The organism is Enterococcus dongliensis, assembly GCF_031927985.1.
GTDB lineage: Bacteria > Bacillota > Bacilli > Lactobacillales > Enterococcaceae > Enterococcus_A > Enterococcus_A dongliensis.
On sequence record NZ_JARPZC010000019.1, the window covers coordinates 1 to 24,723 of the forward strand.

36 protein-coding genes and 1 tRNA gene are annotated in these 24,723 nt (G+C 38.8%); 34 read left to right on the forward strand and 3 right to left on the reverse strand.

Translation table 11 applies throughout. From position 1 onward, the window contains the following. Positions 1-97: 97 nt before the first annotated feature. Together P7D84_RS11915 and P7D84_RS11920 are read left to right on the forward strand one after the other, a co-directional pair. On the forward strand, positions 98-277 hold the full coding sequence (locus P7D84_RS11915; RefSeq protein WP_311806546.1) for a hypothetical protein: 180 nt from the start codon (positions 98-100) through the stop codon (positions 275-277). Then, positions 274-501 (forward strand): hypothetical protein, encoded by a 228-nt coding sequence (locus tag P7D84_RS11920; RefSeq protein ID WP_311806547.1) that lies wholly within the window; start codon positions 274-276, stop codon positions 499-501. Before P7D84_RS11915 ends, P7D84_RS11920 begins: the two co-directional genes overlap by 4 nt. Before the next feature lie 119 nt (positions 502-620). On the opposite strand, the gene P7D84_RS11925 is transcribed toward P7D84_RS11920, so the two are convergent. Further along, complete coding sequence (locus tag P7D84_RS11925; RefSeq protein WP_311806548.1) at positions 621-806, reverse strand: hypothetical protein; 186 nt, start codon at positions 804-806, stop codon at positions 621-623. A 133-nt stretch (positions 807-939) separates the two neighbouring features. On the opposite strand from P7D84_RS11925, the gene P7D84_RS11930 reads away from it, so the two are divergent. The 5 genes from P7D84_RS11930 (at position 940) to P7D84_RS11950 (ending at position 2,926) form a co-directional block, all read left to right on the forward strand. After that, positions 940-1,515 (forward strand): hypothetical protein, encoded by a 576-nt coding sequence (locus P7D84_RS11930; protein WP_311806549.1) that lies wholly within the window; start codon positions 940-942, stop codon positions 1,513-1,515. Next, positions 1,512-1,673, forward strand: coding sequence for a hypothetical protein (locus P7D84_RS11935; protein WP_311806550.1), 162 nt, complete (start codon positions 1,512-1,514; stop codon positions 1,671-1,673). The genes P7D84_RS11930 and P7D84_RS11935 overlap by 4 nt, the downstream gene beginning before the upstream one ends. Beyond that, positions 1,670-1,810, forward strand: coding sequence for a hypothetical protein (locus tag P7D84_RS11940; RefSeq protein WP_311805978.1), 141 nt, complete (start codon positions 1,670-1,672; stop codon positions 1,808-1,810). The genes P7D84_RS11935 and P7D84_RS11940 overlap by 4 nt, the downstream gene beginning before the upstream one ends. Positions 1,811-1,913: 103 nt before the next feature. Then, positions 1,914-2,333 (forward strand): transcriptional regulator, encoded by a 420-nt coding sequence (locus P7D84_RS11945; RefSeq protein WP_311806551.1) that lies wholly within the window; start codon positions 1,914-1,916, stop codon positions 2,331-2,333. A gap of 520 nt (positions 2,334-2,853) precedes the next feature. Then, positions 2,854-2,926: transfer RNA gene (locus tag P7D84_RS11950), tRNA-Ile, on the forward strand. A 303-nt stretch (positions 2,927-3,229) separates the two neighbouring features. On the opposite strand, the gene P7D84_RS13845 is transcribed toward P7D84_RS11950, so the two are convergent. After that, a complete protein-coding gene (locus P7D84_RS13845; protein WP_376716925.1) occupies positions 3,230-3,364 on the reverse strand; it encodes a hypothetical protein in 135 nt (44 codons plus the stop codon). A 62-nt stretch (positions 3,365-3,426) separates the two neighbouring features. Between P7D84_RS13845 and P7D84_RS11960 the strand changes: the two genes are divergently transcribed. From P7D84_RS11960 to P7D84_RS12090, 27 genes are all read left to right on the forward strand, one after another. After that, a complete protein-coding gene (locus tag P7D84_RS11960; RefSeq protein WP_311806553.1) occupies positions 3,427-3,789 on the forward strand; it encodes a DUF8602 domain-containing protein in 363 nt (120 codons plus the stop codon). A gap of 175 nt (positions 3,790-3,964) precedes the next feature. Next, positions 3,965-4,297 carry an NUMOD4 domain-containing protein gene (locus P7D84_RS11965; RefSeq protein ID WP_311806554.1) on the forward strand — a complete coding sequence of 111 codons (333 nt, stop codon included), beginning with the start codon at positions 3,965-3,967 and terminating at the stop codon, positions 4,295-4,297. A gap of 4 nt (positions 4,298-4,301) precedes the next feature. Continuing rightward, the gene (locus P7D84_RS11970; RefSeq protein ID WP_311806555.1) at positions 4,302-4,781 is read left to right on the forward strand and encodes a P27 family phage terminase small subunit; all 480 of its coding nucleotides are present in this window, start codon (positions 4,302-4,304) and stop codon (positions 4,779-4,781) included. After that, a complete protein-coding gene (locus P7D84_RS11975) occupies positions 4,774-6,498 on the forward strand; it encodes a terminase large subunit (protein WP_311806556.1) in 1,725 nt (574 codons plus the stop codon). Before P7D84_RS11970 ends, P7D84_RS11975 begins: the two co-directional genes overlap by 8 nt. After that, positions 6,488-6,652, forward strand: a complete 165-nt coding sequence (locus tag P7D84_RS11980) for a hypothetical protein (protein ID WP_311806557.1) — start codon at positions 6,488-6,490, stop codon at positions 6,650-6,652. The genes P7D84_RS11975 and P7D84_RS11980 overlap by 11 nt, the downstream gene beginning before the upstream one ends. 18 nt (positions 6,653-6,670) lie before the next feature. Next, positions 6,671-7,855: a phage portal protein gene (locus P7D84_RS11985; protein ID WP_311806558.1), complete on the forward strand. Its 1,185-nt coding sequence runs from the start codon at positions 6,671-6,673 to the stop codon at positions 7,853-7,855. Next, entirely contained in the window at positions 7,797-8,348 is a 552-nt protein-coding gene (locus tag P7D84_RS11990) for an HK97 family phage prohead protease (protein ID WP_311806559.1), read from the forward strand. Before P7D84_RS11985 ends, P7D84_RS11990 begins: the two co-directional genes overlap by 59 nt. A gap of 41 nt (positions 8,349-8,389) precedes the next feature. Beyond that, positions 8,390-9,577: a phage major capsid protein gene (locus P7D84_RS11995; RefSeq protein ID WP_311806560.1), complete on the forward strand. Its 1,188-nt coding sequence runs from the start codon at positions 8,390-8,392 to the stop codon at positions 9,575-9,577. 11 nt (positions 9,578-9,588) lie between these two features. Next, the gene (locus P7D84_RS12000; RefSeq protein WP_376716926.1) at positions 9,589-9,831 is read left to right on the forward strand and encodes an Ig-like domain-containing protein; all 243 of its coding nucleotides are present in this window, start codon (positions 9,589-9,591) and stop codon (positions 9,829-9,831) included. A gap of 11 nt (positions 9,832-9,842) precedes the next feature. Beyond that, a complete protein-coding gene (locus P7D84_RS12005) occupies positions 9,843-10,127 on the forward strand; it encodes a head-tail connector protein (protein ID WP_311806561.1) in 285 nt (94 codons plus the stop codon). Beyond that, entirely contained in the window at positions 10,105-10,440 is a 336-nt protein-coding gene (locus P7D84_RS12010) for a phage head closure protein (RefSeq protein ID WP_311806562.1), read from the forward strand. Before P7D84_RS12005 ends, P7D84_RS12010 begins: the two co-directional genes overlap by 23 nt. After that, the gene (locus P7D84_RS12015) at positions 10,437-10,832 is read left to right on the forward strand and encodes an HK97-gp10 family putative phage morphogenesis protein (protein ID WP_311806563.1); all 396 of its coding nucleotides are present in this window, start codon (positions 10,437-10,439) and stop codon (positions 10,830-10,832) included. Before P7D84_RS12010 ends, P7D84_RS12015 begins: the two co-directional genes overlap by 4 nt. Next, positions 10,829-11,200: a hypothetical protein gene (locus tag P7D84_RS12020; protein WP_311806564.1), complete on the forward strand. Its 372-nt coding sequence runs from the start codon at positions 10,829-10,831 to the stop codon at positions 11,198-11,200. The genes P7D84_RS12015 and P7D84_RS12020 overlap by 4 nt, the downstream gene beginning before the upstream one ends. A 16-nt stretch (positions 11,201-11,216) precedes the next feature. Next, on the forward strand, positions 11,217-11,792 hold the full coding sequence (locus tag P7D84_RS12025) for a major tail protein (RefSeq protein WP_311806565.1): 576 nt from the start codon (positions 11,217-11,219) through the stop codon (positions 11,790-11,792). Positions 11,793-11,849: 57 nt separating this feature from the next. Continuing rightward, the gene (gene gpG / locus P7D84_RS12030; RefSeq protein ID WP_311806566.1) at positions 11,850-12,161 is read left to right on the forward strand and encodes a phage tail assembly chaperone G; all 312 of its coding nucleotides are present in this window, start codon (positions 11,850-11,852) and stop codon (positions 12,159-12,161) included. Positions 12,162-12,226: 65 nt separating this feature from the next. Next, positions 12,227-12,373, forward strand: coding sequence for a hypothetical protein (locus tag P7D84_RS12035; protein ID WP_311806567.1), 147 nt, complete (start codon positions 12,227-12,229; stop codon positions 12,371-12,373). A gap of 3 nt (positions 12,374-12,376) precedes the next feature. Further along, a complete protein-coding gene (locus tag P7D84_RS12040) occupies positions 12,377-16,693 on the forward strand; it encodes an aggregation-promoting factor C-terminal-like domain-containing protein (protein WP_311806568.1) in 4,317 nt (1,438 codons plus the stop codon). A gap of 11 nt (positions 16,694-16,704) precedes the next feature. Then, positions 16,705-17,535 carry a phage tail family protein gene (locus tag P7D84_RS12045; protein ID WP_311806569.1) on the forward strand — a complete coding sequence of 277 codons (831 nt, stop codon included), beginning with the start codon at positions 16,705-16,707 and terminating at the stop codon, positions 17,533-17,535. Between the two features lie 8 nt (positions 17,536-17,543). Then, positions 17,544-18,563 (forward strand): phage tail protein, encoded by a 1,020-nt coding sequence (locus tag P7D84_RS12050; protein ID WP_311806570.1) that lies wholly within the window; start codon positions 17,544-17,546, stop codon positions 18,561-18,563. After that, the gene (locus tag P7D84_RS12055; protein ID WP_311806571.1) at positions 18,563-19,618 is read left to right on the forward strand and encodes a pectinesterase; all 1,056 of its coding nucleotides are present in this window, start codon (positions 18,563-18,565) and stop codon (positions 19,616-19,618) included. The genes P7D84_RS12050 and P7D84_RS12055 overlap by 1 nt, the downstream gene beginning before the upstream one ends. Next, positions 19,618-21,462 (forward strand): BppU family phage baseplate upper protein, encoded by a 1,845-nt coding sequence (locus P7D84_RS12060; protein WP_311806572.1) that lies wholly within the window; start codon positions 19,618-19,620, stop codon positions 21,460-21,462. Before P7D84_RS12055 ends, P7D84_RS12060 begins: the two co-directional genes overlap by 1 nt. A gap of 16 nt (positions 21,463-21,478) precedes the next feature. Beyond that, positions 21,479-21,928, forward strand: a complete 450-nt coding sequence (locus P7D84_RS12065) for a hypothetical protein (RefSeq protein ID WP_311806573.1) — start codon at positions 21,479-21,481, stop codon at positions 21,926-21,928. A 1-nt stretch (position 21,929) separates the two neighbouring features. Beyond that, positions 21,930-22,055: an XkdX family protein gene (locus P7D84_RS12070; RefSeq protein WP_311806574.1), complete on the forward strand. Its 126-nt coding sequence runs from the start codon at positions 21,930-21,932 to the stop codon at positions 22,053-22,055. A gap of 66 nt (positions 22,056-22,121) precedes the next feature. Continuing rightward, positions 22,122-22,421 (forward strand): hypothetical protein, encoded by a 300-nt coding sequence (locus tag P7D84_RS12075; RefSeq protein ID WP_311806575.1) that lies wholly within the window; start codon positions 22,122-22,124, stop codon positions 22,419-22,421. Continuing rightward, on the forward strand, positions 22,418-22,630 hold the full coding sequence (locus P7D84_RS12080; protein WP_311806576.1) for a phage holin: 213 nt from the start codon (positions 22,418-22,420) through the stop codon (positions 22,628-22,630). The genes P7D84_RS12075 and P7D84_RS12080 overlap by 4 nt, the downstream gene beginning before the upstream one ends. A 105-nt stretch (positions 22,631-22,735) precedes the next feature. After that, on the forward strand, positions 22,736-23,743 hold the full coding sequence (locus P7D84_RS12085; protein WP_311806577.1) for a peptidoglycan amidohydrolase family protein: 1,008 nt from the start codon (positions 22,736-22,738) through the stop codon (positions 23,741-23,743). Between the two features lie 130 nt (positions 23,744-23,873). Continuing rightward, positions 23,874-24,062, forward strand: a complete 189-nt coding sequence (locus tag P7D84_RS12090) for a hypothetical protein (RefSeq protein WP_311806578.1) — start codon at positions 23,874-23,876, stop codon at positions 24,060-24,062. Between the two features lie 149 nt (positions 24,063-24,211). On the opposite strand, the gene P7D84_RS12095 is transcribed toward P7D84_RS12090, so the two are convergent. Further along, on the reverse strand, positions 24,212-24,718 hold the full coding sequence (locus tag P7D84_RS12095) for a DNA-binding response regulator (RefSeq protein ID WP_311806579.1): 507 nt from the start codon (positions 24,716-24,718) through the stop codon (positions 24,212-24,214). Between the last annotated feature and the right edge of the window lie 5 nt (positions 24,719-24,723).

The window sequence follows — 24,723 nt, forward strand, 5'->3', positions numbered from 1 at the left end:
AACGATTCCTTACAACGTCTTTAAAGGTGAAGAGCATTGGAATCTTTTCGCAGAACTAACAGTCAGCTAGTGACCACAATCAAGGAGGTTTTAACTATTGGAAATAATTAATTTCATTTTAGCAGGGATTCATCACTTTTTAAATATTACATGGATTTTATTACTCGCTTTCTTTCTGTTATTTGGCGGAAAGTGGTGTATTGGAAATTTTATTGAGATCACCATGCCAGGCATTGTGCGAAAGAGTAAGCGAGCATACAAGGAGGGCGGCGAATGAATATAGAACATACAGCATTAGACGAAAAGGGATTTATTGAGAAAAGTATCAGCGTTCAAAATTTAGATAGTGGCAATTATCTAGTGACAGCTTATGAATTACCAACCGGTAAAAAGAAAGAACGAGCTATCACTATGGAGTTTACGCAAAATGGAATTAATGCCTTATTGGGTGGAATGATGGCGGTAAGTGGGAATGTTTTTAACAAACAAAAGATCCGGTAACAACGCCAATTACAGAAGGAAAGGGATGCTAGAAATGAAAATAAATATTGAAGCAAGACCACAAGAAATAGCAGAATTGCTCCATGCTATTGAGAGTAGCAAGGAGCAACACCAAACCATTAATTTTCAGAACCCTGATTATCAAGTTTCTTCAAAGTTGAATAAAAGTTTTCCAGAATTGAGATCGTAGTGTTTTGATCGAGAATATTTACAGAGGGAGCACCATTCTGTTGACGATGATTTGTAACCATTTGAATTGTTGCGATAGTTAGTTCTGTTGCAAGTTCTTTATCAGTTTTAGACATTTTTTCACCTCCTTATCAGTATTTCAGTGGACCACTCACTGATAAGCAGATTATACCAAATAAAGCATTTACAAAACGACTGTAATTATAAAGAAGGCTAACTCAGCCTATCAAGTAAGAAAAGAGGTATGAAATGAATAAACAAGAATTGATTGAACGATTAAATAATAAATTGGACGAAACCTTTGCATTTCAACAGAGTTTTAAACCTTTAACATGGGCGCACATGGAATGTGAATCAAAGGCGAACGCTTATATGACTGCTATAAACTACGTCGAACAACTTGACGAACCGCAGAAAGTCAAAGTGCCGGAGTTGCCTTCAAAAATTGCCAAGTATCTGGAGTGGGCTAAAGAAGAGCAATTCGATTTTACAGAAGATTATAATATGATTTCATGGGAAGATCTTCGGAAATTCGGTGGCGATGACACAGAATACTTGCAAATGTGGTTTTTTGATAATGATCAAAAGGAAAATGAACGCAGACACATCCTTTTCCTTCAAGCTTACACAGACGGCTACGAGGTCGATGAAGAGCGGAAGCGGTGGGTTGTTAAGAAGAGTGCTGACAGTTATTTCAAGGCGTTTAACGGTATTGATTTTCGCTCTTCTTCAGTTGCATACGAAGACTACGCTTGTTTATTCGCTGACCGCAAAAAAGCCGAAGCAGTGGCACTATTAGTTGATGGGAGTGTGGAGAAAGTATGAAAAAGGAAGAAGCCGTTACTTATTTGGAAAACGTTGCCGAGTACGCCTTGAAACCTATGATTTTAGATGCTGATAGCGATAGACAAGCGGATGTTGCAACAGGTAACTATTACTATATGCAGGAAGTTATTAATTGGATTGAGGAGGTGGCGGAATGATCAACAACGATTTAGCAATCGACAGACTGCAAGATTTAATTCTTACGTCTGTTAATCTAACGGAATGGCAGAAAGAGCAGATTAAAGAGGCTATTAGATTAATAGGAGGCGGAGATGGAGAAACAAAAACTAATTGAAAAATTAAAAAAAGATAAATAAAAAACGTTCAGCTCCTCAGCTAAACGCAGAATTAGTAATTAATCTCACAATTAATTATAACAAATTTTCGGAGGTTGGGGAATGGCTGATATTAGTAAAGCGAAACTTGCAGTGTTAGAAGAGGATTTTCGGTCGTATCATAAGATACCGTCAAAGATTGCGGAGTTGCTGGTAGCTAAAGAATGGAAACCGGCGGACGAAAACGCTTGGATTAAGGGGTCCCGTGCGCACACAGAAAAGGCATTGACTGACTTAGTCAAACGTGAAGATGATAAAGGCTATCTCTACTATTCGAAATTATATGCAGATATCGGAAAAGCGTACAATCGTTTGAATAGTGAGCTGCAAGAAATCGTGGATGTTTATTTTTGGGGAGACTTTAACTATTTAGGTTGGGCTGAGATAAGCAGCCATATTCATTGTTCGACTGGCAGTGTGTATCGCAAGCGATATAAGATTCTTGAAACACTGGCAATCGAGCAAGGAATTGTTTCAGAATGAGAAAAAAAGCGGTATTATTCCGCTTGCTAACGACTTAAACTGGTATAGTAGATAATTTATCAAGCGGACGATTCAACCTTTTGCTGACATGAAAGTTTCTCCTTTCTGAATTTTAAATTTACAACGTCTTGCTTGATAAGTTATTCGCTTTTGACTACACTGCCACTCTGCGGAAACAGAGAAGGTAACATCTGCACAATGTATATAACGAGCTTTTAGGTGCAGTTAGAAGCTCACTGGCGGCACAAAATAAATAAGAATGGAGTTGAAAGACTTCGTTTTCTTTAAAGTTCACGTGCCGCCTTTATGTCACTGTGGCGGAAGTAGAAGACGTGGTAAGGCTATCCGAGCGGGTAGAGTGGCTGTTGCTAACGACGAGTTAGTTATGTGAGTGGGGCAGTGCCACTCCAGTGACTTAACGCATTAGAAACGTTAGGTTGATTCCGCATACTAGTTAAGTCGGGCGTAATATGATCGGACTGATAATCCGTACCATCCTAATTGTATTCTTTATAAGTCGTGGCGTGTAGCTCAGCGGCTAGAGCGTTTGGTGAATAGCCAAGAGGTCGCCGGTTCGATTCCGGTCACGTCAATAGGAAAAAACAAATCATTGTTTGTAGGACTAGCGAGCTTTAGTGGCGTTGGTCCGATTTTTATTAGATCACTCATTGAGTGGTCTTTTTATTTTGCACAAGGAGTGATTCGAATGTATCGTCCACAATATTTAGAACAAAGGTATGAGGTGACTAACATATACGCTGGATCTAATACTGTTCCATATTTTACTATTCGAACACCAATTAAAAGCAATACATATAAACGTAAAGAAAACAATGAAGTCATTAGGCGATACGAAAGAAAGATACATCGAAGAAAGGGCTGATCCAATTGAGACACTACTGGTACATTTCATTAAGCGGCAAGTATCCACGACGATCAATGTCAGTGCAGATTGCCAAACGATATACGATTGTTGAACTGACCGATGAAGCAACTGTGTGGGAAATAGATGTATGCAAGTTAGTGTTCATTGGTATTGGTTCATATAAAGACGAACATATTCAAGAGAACATGAAGAGGTGGTTGAGGTGAGATGCCTAAAACAAAATGTGTTGTCTCAATCTGTCGAGAGTATGTAGAGTTGCCGAATAGATATTGCGCTAAACATAAAGGCAATGCAGATAAGACATACAACAGAGAAGTGAGATACAACAAAGACAACGTAAAGTATGCTCGCTTCTATGCCTCTAGCCAGTGGAAAAAGTTAAGGCTTAGAAAGCTTGCTGAACAACCATTGTGTGAAGAATGTCTACGTAATAACAAAGTAACTGCTGCTACTATCGTTCACCACAAGACAGAGATAAAAAACGATTGGAGCAAGAGATTAGATTATGCCTCCTTAGAAAGCATATGTCAGACTTGCCACAATAAAACACACAAAACAGAATCGATTTAAAGGCGTCTAAAATGCGTTTTAAGCGCATATAGATATTTACGTATAATCTATCGAAAATATCATTGCAATAAATTTAATACCCCCCTATGTGATCGAGAGGTGACGAATCGAAGCCCTCTCTTGTGTGAATAGATTTCCCTATAAAAACTTTGTAAAGACTGAAAGAGGTGATGATGTGGCCGAACAATGGAAGAAAATCCACGGTTATCCAAATTATAAGGTGTCTTCTAATGGTCGAGTGTCAGCTGAATCAACTAGCGGAACCAAGCAAGTGAAACCCTATGAGAAAGACAACGGTTATTTATATGTCGATCTCTACAAAAACGGGCAACGAACTGGCAAAAGGGTTCATGTATTGGTTGCTGACGCTTTTCTTCAAAAGCCTAGCGGAAATGTCACTGTCGATCACAAAGACCGAAACAGGCATAACAATAGATTATCGAACTTGAGATATTCGACAATCTCAGAACAAAATAAAAATAGAGCCTCATGGGCAAAGGAGGCATGATGACATGGGACGAGGAAGACCTAAAAAATTACTCGATGCAAGCAAAAAGAATTACACAAAAGAAGAAATAGCGATCAAGAAAGCAGAAGAAGAAAAACTCTATAACTATCCAAGATTGGACTTTTCAATTTACCCGATCGGTTTGCTAGAAGAAGCTCAAAAAGAGTGGGATAGAATCTCAAATTACATCCAAGAACTTCCTGTATCCGAATTAGATCAGCAAACGATGGTTCGATACTGCAATTATGCCTATTTATACGACAAAGCTAGTAAAGAATTGAACGAGCAAGGTTTTTTAATTGACGGTCGCAAGAATCCTTTGATCGATACTGTCAATTCATTCTCCAAAGAGCTTAAAACGGCTACGAACGATTTGGGCTTGACAATCAACTCTCGGTTGAAGATCGTTAATCCACAAGAAATTGAGAAAGAACCTAACGATCCTTTTGCTGAAATGATGAACGAAGCTGATAACGATGATTGATCACGTTCAAAAATATATCGATGCAGTGGAAGCAGGCGATATTTTAGTTGGCGAGAAAATCCAGCAAGCTATTGATCGTCATAAATCAGATATTGAGAAATCAAAGCAAGATGATTATCCATTTTATTATGATCCAAAATATGCGAAAAATATTGTTAAGTTCATTTCAATGCTGCCTGATCCGAAATCTGGCAAGCCGAATAAACTAGCTAAGTTTCAAAAGTTCATTTTAGGCATGCTGTGGGGCTGGCGTAGAAAAAAAGATAATACTAGACGATTCAGAAAGGCTTACCTATCGCTTGCGCGTAAACAGGGTAAGTCTTTAATTGTATCTGGAATCGCGTTGTATTGTTTGATCTATGAACGCAATCCAAGACAAGCTCGACAAATCTACACGACTGCAAACACGCGGCAACAGGCAAAAATTGTTTTTGATATGGTGAAATCACAGTTGAGAGCGTTAAGAAACCAAAGTAAAACGATCAAGAATTTCGTGCGGCCATTAACCTACGAAATAAAAACCACAGATGATTCGATAATGAAGCCATTATCATCTGACGCTGATACATTAGATGGTCTTGATACGATGCTGTCTGTATTTGACGAATACGCATTGTCTAAGACTGCAGAAATGATGGACGTTATTGAAACATCAATGAGTCAACAGAAAGAACCACTTATTGTTATTATCTCCACCGCTTCAAGTAAGTTGAACTATCCAATGTACTCAGTCGAGTATCAGTATGTTGCGAAATTATTAAAAGGCGAAGTTGTGGGTGATGAATATTTAGCGTTATGTTGGGAACAGGATAACGCTAAAGAAGTCGCTAATACTGAAACGTGGATCAAATCAAGTCCTTTGATGGAAATTGCCGAACAACATGAAATGCAAGTTCAAGAAAAAACTAGACTTCTTAATGAAGGTAAGGCTAAAGGTAGCGTTTCAAACGTTTTGACTAAACATTTTAATATATGGATACAGTCATCTCAAGAAAGCTACATGAATGAAGAAGAGTGGCTTGCGGCTGTTGCACCTGGTTACATCAAAAAAACAGACTTAACAGGCCGAGAAATTTATGTCGGTGTCGATTTATCACGAGTAAACGACTTAACCTCAATATCGTGGATCATTCCAATCCGCGAGGAAAAGAAATTCTATATTGATAGTTATTCTTTCGTTGCTAATCGAGGGGGCATTGATGCAAAGGAAAAAGAAGATAAAACGCCTTATCGTCAGTATGAACAAGCAGGCTATTGCACAATCAGTAGTAACGCTGACGGCTTAATCGATTATCATGATTTAGTTGATTGGATAACTGATTTCATAGAAAGTAACAGTTTTGAACTAAAAGGCATCTTTTATGATCCGTATAACGCTGGCAATGTTATTACTGACTTATCAAAATTCTATGAAAAAGAAATGATTGAAACACGCCAAGGATTGATTACTTTGAACGCACCAACGAAGCAATTGAGGACTGACATTATTCAGGGCAAGACGGTTCATTCCAACAACCCTCTACTAAATCGGGCGATTAGGAATGCAATCACGAAAGAAAACAACGATACGATCATGATTGATAAAGCAATGAATCGAAACAAGATTGATCCATTAGATGCGTTAATCAATGCATACACTCAAGCTATGTATCATGATTTTGATGAAGAAGACATCAACGAATTAATTGAAAAAGGAGAGTACGGATTTGGTTGGTAACTTATTGCGAATATTAGCAATTTTACTTTATGTGCTGGGACTAGCTTCATTCGTAGTCGCGGCTTTTTTGTTTGATTTGATAGTTGGTTTTTTAGTAGTTGGTATCTGTTTGATGGTGACTGTTTTTATTTTGGTTAAAGAGTCTGGAATGTAGTTGAAGGGAGGTGAATAAATGGGATTATTCTTCAAATCAGAAAAGCGTAGCCTGTCGAGCCGTTCTGAATCAATGCTGGATTTCATAACGAATGCAGATGGTTCTGTGACAATTAATTTTGATGGCGAAACAGCGTTAGAACAATCCGATGTTTTCACCGCAATTAAAATCTTATCTGGTGATATTGCAGCAAGCAAGTTCAAGTTTGTGGACGAAAAGAATACGAATCCTCAAAAATTAGATTTATTAAATGCTAAACCTAACTCATCGATGACTCCGTATTCGTTCATGTTTGCGACTATAGCTCAAATGCTACTATCTGGTAACTCCTTTGCTATCATCCACGAAGACTGGCTTGAGTTCGCTAAACCGTCTCAAGTAGTCGTTTATGAGGATTTAGAGACAGGTTTGATGAGGTATGAGTACACAAACAAGGCTGGAACATCTTATAAGGTCGATAGTTCAGAAATGCTTCATTTTAAATATGTGACTGTAAACGGAAAAACCGGTATCAGTCCATTAGACGCTCTAAAAACTGAGCTTTCAATGCTAGATAATGGCAACAAAATGTTGAGTTCATTCTTCAAAAAAGGGATTCAAGCTGGCGGTGTGCTGAAACTAAATAAAGGCACGCTTAATAATTCTTCGAAGAAACAGATTAAACAGGATTTTGAAGAAGTGAATAGCGGTGCTTCAAATGCAAATAGTGTGATCGTTTTGGATGACACACAAGAATTCAAACAGTTTGAGATTAATACAGACATTTTGAAGATGATTCAAAACAATGTCTACTCAACGAAACAGATTGCTAAAGCATTTGGCATTCCACTTTCACGTTTTGGTATGGAACTAGTGAACACCAAAGACGACGCTGCAAACGATGTGTATGTATCAAGTACGCTACGTGCGCTTTCTCGGATGATTGCAGATGAGCTGTTCATTAAGCTAGGAATCAATGTGGAGTTGGATTTCTCAACGCTAACTGGTCAAGACATGGCTTCTCGTATGAATAAAGCTATGGACGGAGGCAATGGTGGAGACGGATATCTGTTAGTTAATGAAATCAGGAAATATTACGGATTAGCTGATATCCCTGGAGGAAACGTTATCTACACCAAAACAACCGCGAGGGGAGGTGTAAATAATGGAAATGGAAATTCGGAGCCTAGCGGAAGTTCAATCAGGGGAGAACCGGACGATTGAAGGTTACGCACTTAAATTTAATTCATTAAGCAAAGATTTGGGTGGCTTCAAAGAGATTATTTCTCCTGAAGCACTAGCAAACACTGATCTATCTGATGTTCGATGTTTCATTGATCATGATTCTAGCATGGTGTTAGGGCGAACAGCTTCGCAAACATTAGAACTAACTGTCGATGATGTTGGACTGCATTTTAGATGTCAGTTGCCGAATACCTCTTATGCAAACGATTTGTATGAATCAATTAACAGAGGAGATATCAATGAGTGCTCGTTTGGATTTGTCGTTAGAGATGATTCACAAACATGGACTCAAGAAAACGGTACGTACATTCGGAATTTAAACAGTATTGATGAACTCTTTGAGATATCAATCGTATCAATTCCAGCTTATAACGGAACGGATGCAGCACTTGCACAGCGTTCACTAAAACGAGCTATCGATGAGCAAGAAAAACGAAAACTACAGATAGAGCTAGAACTTCTAAATTACTAGAGGTTCTTTTTTTATACCCAAAAACAAAAGGAGGAAAGAGTTTGGATAACGAAAAGTTAAAAGTAGAAGCGCAAAAAGCGCTTGATTCAGGCGACTTGGAAAAAGCCAAAGGGCTGCTAGCTCAGATTCGGGCTAATAAAGAGCAAGAAGAAACGCAAGCACAGCTCAAGACAGAGCTAGAAGACGAATTAAAAGGCCTAGGCGCTTCTGATGAACCTAAAACAGAGCCTGAAACAGAAGAACCAACTGAACCCGAACAGGAAAAAGAACCCGAAAAAGAGAAGGAAGTACCACCTATTCCGCCTAAAAAGGACGAAAAAAAGAAAGAAGAGGAGAATCGATCTATGGAAGTAATTTTAGATGATAAAAAAACGAACGAAACACGTTCAATTAATCAGTTTATTCGGACTAAAGGAGAACAGCGTGACGGTTTAACTACTGTTGATGCAGAAGCAGTTATTCCAATTGACCGAATTACAAAACCTGAAAAACAACCAGAAACAGTTGTCGATTTACGCCAACAAGTTGGACGCGTGCCAGTAACTACTGGAACTGGATCATATCCAATTTTGAAAGCAAATAAAAACAAAATGATTGCTGTAGCTGAATTAGCTAAAAATCCAGCTCTGGCAAATCCAGAATTTACCAAAGTAAAATACGAAATCGAAACGTATCGTGGATATATTCCAGTATCACAAGAAGCGTTAGATGATTCCGATGTTGATTTGGCTGGATTAGTTTCTGAACATATTCAACGTCAATCATTGAACACTTCAAATGCTGCTATTGCTGCTAAATTACAAACTGCACCAGCCAAAACAGTGACTTCAATCGATGATTTGAAAGATATCGTGAATGTGGCTATTGATCCTGCGTACAACGTTAAATACGTTGCTTCTCAAAGCTTCTTTAACGAATTAGACAAGATGAAAGATAATGACGGGCGTTACTTATTACAACAAGATGTGACTGTTGCGTCTGGTTACAAATTATTAGGTCGTGAAGTAGTCGTTCTAGCAGACGATGTTATTGGAACTGCTGTTGGAGATAAGGTAGCGTTTATCGGTGACCCTTCACTATTTGCTAAATATTTTGATCGTCAACAAGCTTCGGTTCGCTGGGTTGATAACGATGTGTATGGTCAATTGCTAGCTGGATTTGTTCGCTTTGATGTGGAAGTAGCTGATACTGATGCCGGTTTTTATGTAACGTTAGGCCCAAAAGCATAGACCCATCCAGTGTGACGTTAAATAAAACTACGGCTACACTAGCGGTGGGAGCAACAGAGACATTATCAGCAACTGTAGCTCCGGATGATGCAACAGATAAATCTGTCCAATTCACTTCTAGTGATGTGACAGTTGCAACAGTAACACCAATTCAAGGTAAGGTAACTGCTGTTGCAGCAGGAACAGCAACAATCACTGCAACGACTGCAAACGGAAAAACCGCGGTGTGTGAAGTTGCCGTCACTGCTGAATAGGCGGTGATTGAATGGAACTGGCAGAACTAAAAACATACCTTCGCATTGATCATGATCTGGACGACGAGCTTTTAAAAATGTTAGTGTCCACAGCTGAAAAATTTATTCTTGGATCAATCGAAGTCGAAAAAACAGATGATAAACGGTTCGACTATGCAGTAACATTGCTGGTGTCTCACTGGTATGAGAACCGGATTGCTACAAGCGAAAAAGCATTCACAGAGATTCCGTTCGGAGTCACTGCTTTGATTCATCAGCTGAGGGGGCTAGATCATGGCGTTAATACAGACGAGTGACCTAAGTCAACGTATTGACTTTATAAAGGATACGACAGTCAAGGACGAGGACGGCCAGCTGGTTACCACGCCTGAGACTGTTTTTTCTTGTTGGGCGAGCGTTCAAACACAACGTTTGAGTGATGTAAAAGCGTCGATTGGAACCGTCTTAGAAGGTACGCTGACGTTCATTATCCGTTATCAGCAAAAAGCAGAACTCGAAAACGACATGAAAGTGAAGTGGAAAGGCAAAACTTTTGAGATCATCACGATTACTAAAGGTGAGTTTGCTAAAGATTTCACCACTGTCATTGCGAAAGAGGTTCAAAAATGAGCATAGAAATAGACTCATCAGAAGTATTTAAAGCCTTGAAACAGCTTAAAACGGGGGTTAAGCGTGTTGAAACTCCTGCTTTAAGAAAGGCTGCTGCTTACGCTAAACCGAAACTTGAGCAAAATACGCCTGTTTGGCAAGGAAAAAAGTCAAAAGGTAAGCGTGGTGACTATATGCTTGAACACGCCAGTGATCATGTAGTTATCGGGCCGGTAAAAGATGGAAGTATTGATGTTGGGTACGATGATGACATTGCTTGGCGGATGCATTTCATCGAGTTTGGAACAATTAATCAGCCACCTCAAGGAATCGTCCAAAAAACACAAAAACAAATTGAAAATCAAGTAACAGAAATAATTACAAACGAGCTGAAACGGAGGTTAGGACTTTGAAAACGGCGGTATCACAAGTCTATTCTATTTTGAATAGCGCTGAAAAAACAAAAACTATTGATTTCTACACTAACAGCGTGCCTGAGTCGGCTCAAACCGTTCCTAGCCTGCCTGTCGGGCGAATCGTTGAGCTGTATGGCAACTATGATGATTACGCGAGCAACAAACCGAATACGATTCAAATGAACGTTCAAGTCGACGTGTGGGTATCAACTTTAAAAGAGGTTGATGCCTTTTATTTTGCTCTTGATGAAGTCATGAGAGCCGAGGGATGGGAATGCACATACACAGAACAAACAGATGATGAAGATTTAGAAGGCGCAAAACGAATCATCAAACGATATGTAGCAAATATTTCATTAAACTAAGAGGAGAGATCAATATATGGCAACAGTAGGATTTGATAGCGTCATTTTTGGCGTTCAGCCGGGAGAAACCGGCACATTAAAAGAGTTAGTCGCAGATAAGTCTGCAGGCGGTGCGATTGAAGCAAAAATCACAGGGTTGGGCTCAACATCTAATACCACTTTTGCTTCAAACGTGCCTTTTTTTATTGCAAGTAAAGGTGTGTCAGCGCCGAAAGTCACTTTAGACGTAGCTGATTTGATGGACAATGGAATTTACCAAGAAGTTATCGGAGCTGAAACTGTGGATGGCGTGAATGTTATCGGTGCTGAAACCGAAGCGCCTTATGTTTCATTGGTAATGATTACATCCAATAAAGAAGGTAAGCGCCTTTTCATGGGGATGACAAAAGGCAAGTTTAGTCACCCTGATATTGACATGAAGACCGCCGAAGACAAAGGAGTGGAGTTGCAAACCGACTCTATCGAAGGAGATTTCATTTCTGATTCCCGTGGGTATGTATTTATGACTGCCGTTGAATCAGAAACGATGACTCTGGCTAAATTCAAAGACTTAGTAAACAACGTCGCTACACCACCCGCAAGCGGAGAATAAAACAATATTTTGAGGTTGGGAAAAATCCCAGCCTCTATTTTTTAGGAGGAACTATTAATGATCGAATTACAACTAAAAATTGATGGTAAGAAAAAAACATTCAAACAGCAAGATGTTTCAGCACGCGCTATGCGTGAATGTATCAAGTTTTATGAAAAAGCTGAAAAAGAAGAACTATCTGACTTAGATGCTATCGATGCAATGATCGCAATTGTAGCAGATATTTTTCAAGATCCAGCAGTTACTTTTGACTCTATCTTAGATGGATTGAGTGGAAACGAGTTAGTGCCTGTTCTTCAAAATGTTTTCGAGCAAATGAACGATTTAGGTAGTGATGAAAAAAAGCAACCGGCAAAGAAAAAGAAATAAGTTTCACCGAAGCGAGAAAGGCAATCGATCAAGTTTATAAGGATTTAATCGAAGCTGGTTGGACGATGAAAGACGTAGACGATTCAGATTATCACTATCTGCTCCACCTTTTTGGCGAAGTAGAAAAAGGTGATGACTACATGGATGGTGCAGATTTCATTAAACAATTTCTTTCTGCGGAAGATTTAAAAACTCTTCAAGAAAGGGGGTAAATCATGGCAGGAAAAGGAAAGCCTATTGGAAATATCAAGCTTGGTATCTCTTTAGATGGTACCAGTTTTGGTAATACGCTCGATGAGATCAATGCAAAGGTCAAACAAGCTGAGTCGAATATGAAGGCGAATCTGAAAGCCTACGATTCCGCAGGCCGGTCTTATGAAGCGTTGAGCCAAAAGACTAAAGACCTATCGACAGTAATGGACGGTCAGAACGCTAAAGTCAAAGAGCTAACTAAACGACGTGATGAGGCAGTCGGAAAATACGGTGAAGAGTCTAAAGAAGTCGCAAAACTCAATACTCAAATCAACAACGCTACCGCTAAATATAACGCTTATGGCAAACAGTTAAATGACACGAAAAAGGAACTTGTTTATTCTCAAACTGCCGTCAACGATTTAACGGATGAAATCAAAGACAACGAGCGTCAAATGAACGCAGAAGTCAAAGCGCTAAAATCTGCTGGCGATGAAGCTGGAGCCTTTGAAGCAAAACAAAAGGGTTTAACAAAGCAAGCTGAGCTGTCTGAACGTGCGATGGACGAACAACGTAAAGTCGTTAAATTAATGGCTGATGAGTTCGGCGATTCAGCAGATGAAACCGAAGATGCTCGAAAAGAATTAAACAAGCTAGAACGTCAAAGTAAGCTTTCTGACAAACAGCTTGAAGGGCTTAAAAATTCTGCTGACAGTGCTGGTCGGGAAATCGATGATTTTGGAGATAATGCAGAACGATCTAGTCGAAAAATGGATGGCTTTAAGGACAAAATTGGTTCTTTAAAGAGTTCGCTATCCTTCGGCGCAGCTGCTGGCGTTGCATCAAACCTAATTGGCCGAGTGGTCGATGGTGTGATGGATTTAAAGGACGAAGCTTTTGCCGCTTCCGATTCACTTGATAAGTTTACTCAAACAATGCAATTTGCCGGCATTGACAATTCAAAAATCAAAGAATCGCAGAAAGTCATGAAAGAATACGCCGACCAGACTGTTTATGACTTAGGCGATGTGATGAACACCACAGCACAATTAGCGGCTAATGGTGTGGAGGATTTCAACGGTTTAACTCAAGCGATTGGGAATGTCAATGCGGTGTCTGGTGGCAATGCCGAAACGTTTAAGTCTGTCGCAACGGCGATGACGCAAACCATTGGTACCGGGAAGCTAACGACCGAAAACTTTAACCAGATTTCTGATGCGATACCAGGAGCTTCCGGAAAGATTCAAGCAGCACTAAAAGAAATGGGTGCATATGCCGGAGGGGATTTTCGTCAAGCGATGGCTGATGGTGAAATCTCTGCTGAAGAATTAAACACAGCTTTTATGAAACTTGGCATGACTGATGTTGCAAAAAAAGCAGCGGGTTCTACTAAAACTATTGAAGGTGCTGTTGGCAATCTTCAAGCTGGCGTTGTTAACATGATTAATGAGATTATCGGCGCTTTAGGTAAAGGCAATATAACCAGTTTTATTGATGGTATCACTAAAGGTGTTGATAATTTAACTAAGAAGATTGGTCCAGCTATCAAAGGCGCTGCAAATGCAATCAAGCCGCTTCACGATGGCTTTAAAAGTTTATTCGGTTTGTTTAGTAATGACACAAAAAAACAGACTGGCGGATTAGATTTTATCCGAAAGATATTGCCAGCAGAACAAGCACAAACGGCGATTTCAACAATTAATAGAATTAAAGATGTAATCAGCACGCTCTTCTCTGCATTTAAAAATAAAGATGAATCAGTGATTTATAAGCTTGGCTTATCGCCTGAAACAGTGACTACTGTACAAAGAGTGATTGGAAGTATACAACAATATATCAAAGGTTTTACGGATAACTTCAAGAACATGTTTACTGTGGCTATTGAAATAGCTAAAGGCGTGTTTAATACACTAAGCCCTTATATTTTACCGATCATCAGTAAAATCGGGTCAGCATTAGGTGATATTGGAAAATCAATGTCCGTTTTCTGGGAACAAAATGGGAAGCAGATAATTCAAGCGATTAAAAACTTTTTTGTTTTCATTCAACCAGTTGTCAAAATAGTTATGACTTTAATGATGAGTTTTATTGATAATGTCATCGGTTTAGTAAAAGGCCTATTAAACGCAGTTCAAGGTGCAATCAAAATTTTCACAGGTATCTTTACTGGCGATTTTTCTAAGATGTGGGAAGGTGTTAAACAACTCTTCTCAGGAGCTATTCAAGCGGTCTGGAATTTTATTCAAATCATGTTCTTTAAACGTTTATTGCAAGGAGTCAAAGGCCTTGCCACAGGCTTTAAAACAGCCGTTAAAGGGCTATGGGATGGTGCTAGAAATTTATTCCAGCAAGGAATTAACGGAGTAGGTTCAGCAGTTGTCAATTGGATTTCAACTACATTAGGTCGAGTTGGTGGATTAAGAACATCATTCGTTAACGCAATTAAAGCTCTTTGGAATAGCATTAAATCACTATTTTCAGGTGGAATATCGAACACTTGGAACGCAATCAGAAGTTGGGCTTCTAATTTGCTATCTAGTGTCGGCAATTTAAAGAATAACTTGATCAACGTGATTAAATCTTTATGGAATACGATCAAAAACACGTTTTCAAGTGGGATTTCCACAGTAGTTAACTGGATGAAAGCATTGCCTGGCAAAATCGCAAACGGTATTAAAGCGGGAGCGGGAGCGGTGAAAAATGCGTTCGAATCAATTTTTAAATCTGCCATGAACGCTGTTAAAAAACCAATAAATCTGATTATCGATGGTGCGAGCTGGGTTTTAGAAAAACTTGGTGGAGATAAAATTAAACATTGGAATCCGGGCTATGCTCAAGGAACTGATGGCCATCCAGGCGGAATGATGACGGTTAACGATGGGGCTGGCGCTGAGATGGTCGTAAGACCAAACGGTCAAGCGTTCATTCCACAAGGTAAAAATATTACTATGTATGGCGAACCAGGAACGCAAGTAATTCCTGCACACGATACAGCAATGCTAATGGGTAAGAAGCGATCAACATTTGCCTACGCAAAAGGTACTGGCGGTATGTTCTCGAACTTGTGGTCTAACGTTAAGGATGTTGGTTCAGGCATTTTAGATTCAGTTAAAAATGCTATTGGCGATGTCATGGATTATATCGATGATCCCGGAAAATTAGTTTCGAAGCTTTTAGGTTCTAATTTGCTTGGTGGTCTGACTAAATGGCCTTTAGATGTCGGTGGCGGAATATTGAAAAAAGCCAAAGATGCTTTGACATCTAAAGTTAAAGAGATGTTTGACTCGATGAGCTCAGGTAGTTTTGATGGTGCAATGAACGCGAATGGCGTTTATCAGTATTTAGTGGATGTAGCCAAAAAGGTTATGGCTAAATTTCCTGGATTGTACCCGACTTCGGGCTATCGTCCTGGAGATATCTACCATCATGGAAGACATCAAGCTATTGATATTTCAGGTTATCCCGTAGGTAGTCCGAGATATACTGAAGCGGCTAACTACGCGTTTGAAAAATTTCCACGTGATGTCGGCTATGTTATTACTAATGGACGTGTTCGTGACCGCATAGGATTTTCAGGGACGGGAGTCCATGACGGTTGGGCAACATGGCCAGCTGGCGACCATTTTGACCACGTGCACATTTCTGGTTCAAAAGGTGCGGGGGAGATTTATTCAGGTGGTTCAAATTCTTCTGGTAAAAATCCAAAACCTTCAGGCGGTCATGAAAATTGGATGCGAATGGCAGGGTTTAAACCTTCTGAATATGGAGCGATTAATTATATCGTTAACCATGAATCAAGTTGGAATCCTTCCGCCACTAACCCTTCAAGTGGTGCATACGGGTTACCCCAATCATTACCAGCTAGCAAGCTCGCTTCTGCTGGTTCTGACTGGCGTACCAATCCGATTACACAGTTAAAATGGATGAGAAACTACGTAAACGAACGATACGGTGGAGCCAACGGGGCTTTGAGTTTTTGGAAGAGGAATCATTGGTATGCAAACGGTGGAATTGTAAACCAACATCAAATTGCGGAAATCGCAGAAGGAAACAAGCCAGAGATAATCATACCTTTGGATTCTGCTAAAAGATCTCGTGCAATGCAATTACTAGGGATTGCTATGGATAAATTAGGCGTACAGCCTAAACCTTCTGCAGCTAACAGTAATTCAAGTTCATCAATGGAAACATTAGTGGCTTTGATGATCCAACAAAACAATTTACTTGCTAAGTTATTAGCGAAAGATACAAACGTCATTTTAGATAGTGGTGAGATTGCTGGCTCAACAAATAATCATTTAGGAAAACGATTTGATCAAGCGCTTTACACAGCGGGATAGGAGGAGATAAATTGGACGGATATATTATTGATTTACGTTTCTTCAAAAATGGTCAACTCCTATCTTTAAAAGATATTTTAGGAGTAGAGTGTACTGACTTTCAAAGGAAATCACCAGTTTTAAATGTTGAATATCAGGAGTTTTCTGGTTCGAATGGTTCAAGAGAAATTAATAGTTCGTTTAAAGCTTTTGAAATCGAAGTCAAACTTTATTTAGAGTTCAAAACTATGTACGATTATCAGTTAAAAGAGACAGAACTATATGCTTTTCTTGCTGACGATAATAGTTATTACATCATTACTGATCGCGAGCCTGGTAAACGTTACTTAGTACGGCCAAGTGCAATAAGCTTAGAAGAATTAGGTATCAGATATGCTACTTATTCAGTAACGTTTAATGTGTTTAGAGGGTGCTCCGAATCTCTCTCAACCACACTGTCTGAATTCAACTTGTCTGATGAATGGCAGTTCTCACAAAATCTAGAAGCTGAAGATTATTCTTATAAGTTCGATGCCAACCGTTTTCAAGTATTCAATGCTGGCGACTTTGCTATTAATCCGCGCGAGCATGAATTAAAAATCACTCTACAAGGCGAGTCGTTAGGCAATGCGACAATATTCAATCGAACGACTGGCGAGCGGTTTATTTATTATCCACCGTTTTCTACAAATCTTGGGCAAACAATCACGCTAGACCGTGTTTATCCGAAGTTGAACGGTGTAAATTGTGGTATCGATACAAATCTCGAATTAATCACTTTAGCGCCAGGCATTAATGAGATAGAAATACAAAATGTGGCAAACGTGAAATCGTCATGGGATTTCCGTTATTTGTATAAGTAGGTGAGTCGATGATAGATATCATCATTCAAAATTATGAAAAAACAAAACGGGAGATCCTTGTCGAATATGATAAGGACTCTTTTTTTGAAAATTGGCAAGAAAACGAAACGTGGGAAGTCAGTTTCAATGTAACTAAAACAGATTTAAATAGTACAGCGTTTGATTTAGTTGATTACGAAAGCTCGGTAATTTTCAACGGTCAAGAATTCATTATCAAACAAATGACCACGTCTGCAGAAGGACAATTTGTTAGTAAAAGTGTTACTGCTACTCACATTTATTACACGATTCAAGATGGTCGGCAGTACGACACAGTAACAGGTACAAGGTCAATTAGTCAGTTACTAACACACATATTTAATGCTGGCGCTCGTGGTTTTACTTGGGAAGTTGTAGACCCGAACAAGAAATTTTTAACGGTTGAACAAGAGAATTTTGGCAACGCGAATTATCTGAAACTAATCGAAGAAATATTAAGCGATTATGATGCTGTTGTAATACCAAATAATCAACGATTAACGTTTTATCCACGTGCTGAGTATGGCGGAAAAATTGAAGAACAGATTCGATATAAATACAACACTGATTCAGTTAAATTCGATATCGATACTTATTCTTTGAAAACTCAAATTAAAGGATTTGGTAAGAAAAAAGATGATGGAAGTTATTACTTTTCTCCAATCACCTACACCTCCCCAGAATCAGAAAAATGGGGCATCCGTATTCAAGATCCTGTGGAAGACGAGCGTTATACAGTCGCTGGCAACATGACTGAACGATTAAAACAAGACTTGCAAGACTATCCAGCGATAAGTGGTTCAGTAACGTTGAAATGGCGTATCACACCGAAAAAAGGTGACTACGTGCCGTTTATATATGAACCGCTAAATATCAGGACGTATATTCAAGTCGTTGGATTAAAGACTTATCCAGCGTTACCAAACAAACCACCAGAAATCACATTGTCAAACACTAAAAAAACTATGACATCAATACTAGCGAATCTCGCTAAGAAAGGAGTGATTTGATGGAATTACTCAAACTTATTAAGAATCGTATCTCTTCAGAGTGGAAAAAAACGTTTAACGACAATGTTGATATTCTAAATCGCAATGCTCATGATCAAGATCAAAAACTAGATACTACGAACAGTCGAATCGACAACCTCGTCTTGCATAGTGGTGGTGATTCGCCAAACGAAGTAGTGGATGCACGTGTGAACAATAGAGGAGAAACATTCGATACTTTAGAATCGAGATTGCTCGCTTCAGAGGATAAACACGATGAAGACGTGACTCAATTAGACATGACTCAAGAAAATCAGAGACTACAGTTTGAACAGTTAAACCAAGCAATTGGAAAATTAATGGGAACGTATGGGGCAACGTTAGATTTATATGTTTCTTCTGTTGATGGTGATGATAAAAATGGGGACGGGACAGAAGAAAAACCGTTCAAAACAATTCAAATGGCAGTAAATGTAATGCCGTTGATTTCTTCTTCTCAAATCACTATCTGGATCGATGATGGTGTGTATTTAGAAGATGTAGTTCTTAAATCTATCAGTGCTTTAAGAATTGATATTCGAACCATTCAAAGTTTAGGCGTTTTAGACCAAAGTAAAAATGATATGCCTGTCAAAGTTCGTTCGATTGGTTTCTTTAATTGCACGGGGTATTTTCAAATCGCTGGAATTCAAGCAGTGGACCAAGCAAACGCACCTGTTTTTGAAGGGTATAAATATAGTTTTTCATGTGAACAAAGCGGTTATCTAGCGCTAAATCAAGTTAGATGTGTTGAAAACACAAAGGCTATTTCAAATCATGTCGCGAGTTATGTTGGGGGTACATCAAAATGTCATATTTATAATTCATATTTTGATAATCAAAATCAAATCAACGTATCAAGACTAATGTCAGAAACACGTGTGGCAGGAGACGTGACTGGTACTGGAAACAACATTGGTTTTGAAGCAAACAGCGGCACTGTGCGCGATGGTAGTACGAGTGCTTTAACAGCAATGACTAAACAAAAAACTAGTGGTCAAGGCTTAATCATCTCTAAAGGGACGGTGTTGTCCTAATGTTTAAAACAAATGAAGAAATCATTGTCATTCAGGCAAAAGCGACCACTCCTATTCCAACTGGAGTGGTTTTCTGGTCGCATGACAAAGGGACTGCAAAGTTAATTTTTCAATTGAAAAAAGATGGTGTAAATCAAACGTTGCCCGAAGGAACGATTGTTCCAATTTGCTTAGATTTTGTTGGCGGTCGTCATATTTATCATGCGGTAATCGAAGATGCGGTAAACGGGATTGTGTCTATCGTGTTAGAAGACAATATTTTAGGCTATGTCGGGCGTGTCACTGGTTCAATTTATATTGAATTGCCTGATTCACGCTCGTTAGACACTGCTGGACGTTTTACCTTTGACATCAAGCGAAGCCCAATTGATTTGAACACGCCTGAATTAGAGGATTATTACTGGCAAGGTTTCAATCAGATTATGAATCAATATCATCAAACCATTGCTGAAATTGAAACAGAATCTGAAAGATTGCTTAATGAACTGCAAGCTCGAATTTTAACACTCGAAGAAAAATTAGCTGGTGTTGAGCTTAGAGCAAGATTTAAAACTGCGTGGTCATGGTCAGCAGACGGGACGGACAGGTTTACTAAGGTTTATCCACGGGAGAACTTGTTCAAAATGAGTTTTGTTGATGATAAAAACGCTGTATCAGAAACGATTTTTACATCAGACGGCGGATGGGGTTCTGTGCTTGTGAGCAATGAAAATTTAAAACAATTCCTGAAACCTAATACAAAGTACAGCGTTCAATATATGTTTGAATTATTAAGTAGAGCTGATAATACTGTTCCTTTTCATCAAGATCAGCACGGTGCATTTCTACTATACAGCGGGGTGAGCGGTTACCCATCAGTAAATTTAAGCGACAACGTAAACAACTCGGAAGATGCTAAGACATGGGTTGTTGGGACTAAACGCGAGCGCAAAGCCACATTTACCACTCCTTTAGCACTTTATGATAGTGCCGCAAACTATCGCATCAGTTACTATACAATGCGTTCAATGAACTTTGATGGAACTTTAAATAGACTGGAAAAAGGCAAATTTTACAATATCAAGTTTGAAGAATATGGCGGTAACACAATCTACACACCGTCACCATCAGAAGACCCAATCAATGCTTATCCAACCTACAAAGGTATCTCAATCGTTGATAGCGATAATCCAGCGGACTATTCATGGCAAGCTGAGGATAACACGATTGCTAAAAAAGCAACTCTTGATTCCCATACTGAAAATATCAGTAATCCACATAAAGTCACGAAAACGCAAATTGGACTAGGAAACGTTGATAACTATTCGACTGCTACGCAGGCTGAAGCTGAGGCGGGGACGGCCACTAATAAGTTTATGACACCTGCTTTAGTATTTAAAGCAATCGCAAAATGGGTTCAAGGAAAATTCGTATCCATTGCTGGAAACGAGACAATCGGCGGCATCAAAAATTTTAAAGATGGTCTGATGATAAATGACGTATCGTTATCGACGATCACTAGAAAAGTTATTTATGAGGCAGATGGTGTTGGCGAATACTTTAATGCTGCTGATAAATTTACACTTGGAGCTTCAGGGAAAATCGACAAAATAGTGCTTCTGTGGTCCCGTGTTGATGATACAGCGGGAACTTTATTAAATTACAGCTGGAGTCAAACAGTGCTTTCGCCAGACGATTTGGTAGTTGGGAATAGTTATAGAATTCAAATGACTACTGACAATTATAAATTTGTGAATTTTGCGAATGAATCAGGCAACGTTACAATTTCTGGTGCAAACGAAAACAGTGTAGCACCGAACAGAATCTACAGAATCAAACGCATTATTGCGTATTTAAAAAATTAAAAGTGGAGGAAGATAAATGAAAACAATTTACGAAATTTTGTATCCGTTCGGGTGCAAAAAAACAGAAGTAACCGAGGACTTTGAAACCAAATTTCCATACACGGAAATTGCTCCAGATCCCAATCGAGATCTAATGCTGCAGTTCTTCGATGTCAAATCAAACGTGTGGAAGCCAGTTGAATTTATGGCTAACACTGAAAAACTAGCGTTACTAGAAAACTTCTACACAACAGTCAAAGCAGACAACGTAGCGTTAACAGAAAAACAAACGCAAATGTCTCAACTAAATGCGAAACTAATGTTGAATGATTTGAATTTAACAGCAGAAAACACAGCATTAAAAACAAAAGCTGATAACTTAGCACAAATCAATTCTAAGACTATGCTAGCGTCAGTCCAAAACAGCAAAGACATTGCTGAAATCAAAGCTCAATTAACTACTGAAAACGCAGAAGGAGGAAAATAATATGTTTAGTTATGACGATGTAAAAATGATGTACGATTGGGGTTGCTTCACTGAAGAGGATGTAAAACAATTCGTGCCACTTTGTATCACTGATGAAGAAGCTGATCAAATTATTGGAAAACCTTAACAGGTTTATTTTTTTAGCCTCGTTTAATTACGGGGCTTTTTATTTTGATGTAAAGAGGGAGTGCAAATGTTAAATATTGGAGAAATCGCCACATGGGCGGGGTGGTTTGCCACAATTACCGGTTTGATTTTGTTAGTCATACGTCCGATTTTATCAAGTTTCACTAAAATATCGGACAATCTAACGAAAATGGCACACAGCTTAGACTTAATCAATCGTGATTTAGAGATGAGTAAATCTGATCGTATGTCCATCCACAATGAGCTGAAGAATCATGATGAACGTTTAGATCGTCACAACGATCGATTAATTGAACACACTGAACAGATTAAAACATTGTTTAAAGAAAGTGGGGTAAAACAATGAAACTAAGCAACAAACAGTACGACTTTATCAAGCGTTTTTTGACGATTGGAGTGCCAGGCATTACCGCATTCATCGTGACGTTAGGCGGTTTATATGGCTTTGATACAAAAGTGATTGTGGGGACAATTACGGCGCTTGCTACGTTGTCAGGGGTACTTTTGAACGTAGTTAGTAATAATTATGATTCTGATAATAAGGAGGAAAAATAGCATGGACATGAAAAAAGCACAAGAAAAATATGAGAAATCAGATGACAAAAATGTTGGATTACAACCGCAACCAAAAGAAATCGAAGAAAAGAAGGAGGACAAATAATGGCTATTAATATTGAAGCGGGTTTAGCAGTAGTTCAGCGTTTCGTAAACAACTGCAGCTACAGCATGTATGGATCACGTTATTACACAGATGGCACTTGTGATTGTTCAGGCTCAGTGTATCGTATTCTACGTGAGTCTGGTGGCTTTAACTATGGTTATATCCCAAGCACAGAAACATTGCATGATTACCTTTTGAAACTAGGTTATGAGAAAATTGCTGAAAACTCAGATTTCCCAATGCAACGTGGGGACGTAATTATTTGGGGTAAAAAGGGACAATCTGCGGGCGCTGGTGGCCATACAGGCGTGGCGCTAGATAATCAAAACTGGATTGAATGCACTGGCTGGAAGATGACCACTATTATTGCCAATCATGATCAGCGGTGGGTAATGGCTGGGTGTCCTTATTTTTATGCCTATCGGTTGAAAAATCAAGGAAGCGACACTCCAAAACCTAATCCAGCTCCCACACCGCAAGCCAAGAAAAACGGCATTGCTATCGACAACGTATCAAAAGACCAAGCGACTAAAATAGTCCAACGTGTTCAGACTAATTATGCGTGGACGCTATTAAGAGACCAAGTGAAAGCTGTATTGCAACCGAATAAAGTCTATACTGGCATGATTAAAACAGGAACGACCAAACGGTTAAACGCTTCTTTAGCACGAGTGAAACAAGAGCTGTCAAGCTATCAAAAAGGTTATATTCAATCAAATATAGCTATTGTTGATGGTGACAAACCCACTAGCCGTATTGAGGTTCGAAATTTGAACGAGAAACAAGCGAAGTGGTTCGATGACCACATGCGGAAAATGTTGAAAGACATCTTGCTGGATGGACAAACCTACGCTGAAGCGAATGCGTATGGTACGTATGACGTTCGCGTTAAAGGGGAAGGATTCAATGACCACGATGCACCAATTGTATTGAAGCAAATTCAGGATATGGGTAAAGCGAAAGATTTAAAGATAAATCCTAGCCACATCAAGGGATTCAAGTATTAAAACTAAAACACCCTCTACAATCGTAGAGGGCTTGCATTTATGATAAAATAAAAAAGAGCCCACCCTGCAAAAGTGAAAGCTCTACATGAATTGCCTTTATAATATTATACCACGAATGGAGGTAGTTTTCATGGATAAAACTAATGAAAGGATACTCCTCAATAATTCTGAGTTAAGAGAGTTGAAAAAAATTATTTTGTTCTCATTGAATGAAGGCTATGGGGTATATTACTCTGAAATAGAAACTACAAAAAAAGTTTTACTCAAAATATTTCCAGAGGAATTTGAAAAGATAGTTCGAAATTCAATAGTGGAATAGAAAATCATCTATGGATAAGAAAGAGCAAGCATTGCTAAATGAGCGTCTGAAAAAGTTTTACCTAAGATTATTCGATGAATCGGATGTCTATAGTGGTAAATTAGTATTAACTAACGTTGCAAAAAACGAATAAACAAACAGCCCTCTACTTAATTGTAGGGGGCTTTGTTTTTATTTCTTTCCCGAAAATCACGAACATAGGCAGCGGCTTTAGATGGATTCTTTCTTTTCCCTTCACCTTTTCTATAAATAGAAAGGTTGTTGACGGAACTAATCGAAATAGCCATTTTATTTGCAACCTCTGATGGCGATAAGCCTTCACTCAACAGGTTATTAACTCGTATACTTTCAGCAGTTGAATAGACCCCTTCATTAATTAAAATCTTTCGAACTTTCACTCGTGACATATTATGTTGCAAGCTCGTTTTTCGAATAGATTGTGTTTTTAAGTATGTTTTAACAACATCATCTGATTCAACTATAATTTCTTTTTCAGGAAGATACTTTTCCTCTAATGATTTTCTATATGCCACTGCTTCATCAAACGAAATAAACCCTCGTTTTTGATAGTGGTGATCATTTACATGCAATTCAACGCGATATTTTGTCACACCGTTTTGTTCGTAAGAATTAACCCCAGCAACTTCTGTTTTCATAATTT